Raw genomic sequence first — 1092 nt, 5'->3', positions numbered from 1 at the left:
AGCCGCCACACCGACTCCCCGCCCGGAGCCGTCAGCGCCCCCGCACCCGACACACGCCCCAGACGCGGGACATAAACAACCCCACCCCGCACCGCCAACTCCGGCTCACCCGAAGCCAACGCCGCCCCCACCACAGACCAGGACTCCTCCCCACCCTCCACATCCAGCAGCACCAACCGCCCCGGCGCCTCAGCCCGCGCAGCCCGCACCACACCCCACACCGCACTCAAAACCGGATCAGCACCCACCCCCTCCGGAGCAACCGCACCCTCCGTCACCACCACCAACCGCGCCCCCGCGAAACGCTCCACCCCCAACCACTCACGCACCAGGGCAAGGACCCGTGCTGTCGCGGTGTGCGTCGCTTCGGCTTCGTCGCCGGTCGGGCGTTCCACGCGGACGAGGACGTCAGCGGGCACCGGCTCCTCGGGTCCGGGGAGAGCGGTTCCTACAGGGGCCGGTGCCGGCCCCTGGCGCGCGGGGAGCTTCGTCCAGTCGATCTGGAAGAGGCCGTCCGCCAGGCCGCCGTCGGCCTGCACGAGGTCGCCGCTGACCTCCCGCAGCGTCAGCGACTCCACCCCGGCCACCAGTTGCCCCGCCGGGTCCGCGAGTTCGAGTGCCACCGTGTGGGAGTCCACCGGCACCATCCGCACGCGCAGTTCCCGCGCCCCGGACGCCCACAACGACATCCCCGTCCACGCGAACGGCAACCGGACCCGGCCGTCACCGAACACCGGCGAGAAGATCACCGCGTGCAGGGCCGCGTCCAGCAGCGCCGGATGCACACCGAAGCCTCCGGTGGCCGCTTCCTGCTCGGTGGGAATCGCGACCTCGGCGAAGGTCTCGTCGCCTCGTCGCCACACGCCGCGCAAGCCCTGGAACACCGGTCCGTACGCCAGGCCCAGGGCGGAGAACCGCTCGTACACGTCCTCGACCAGCTCCGCCACCGCATCCCGCGGCGGCCACACCCCGAAGTCGGAGGAAGGGCCGGGCCGCGCATCCGTGAGCACCGTGAGTACACCGGTCACGTGCAAGGTCCACGGATCGCTGTCGAGAGCGTCCTCGGTACGGGAGTGGATCTCCAGAGGGCGT

The 1092-nt window shown here is 71.9% G+C and carries 1 protein-coding gene; it reads right to left on the bottom strand.

The features are described from left to right. Window positions 1–1028 (bottom strand): polyketide synthase dehydratase domain-containing protein (locus AQJ66_RS35900; RefSeq protein ID WP_244163037.1); only part of this gene is annotated, 1028 nt, incomplete at its 3' end. Window positions 1029–1092 lie beyond the last annotated feature (64 nt).

It is taken from the genome of Streptomyces bungoensis (genome assembly GCF_001514215.1).
Classification (GTDB): Bacteria; Actinomycetota; Actinomycetes; order Streptomycetales; family Streptomycetaceae; genus Streptomyces; species Streptomyces bungoensis.
Note: the sequence above shows the minus strand (reverse complement) of the source record. Positions and strands in the feature narration are given on the sequence as shown.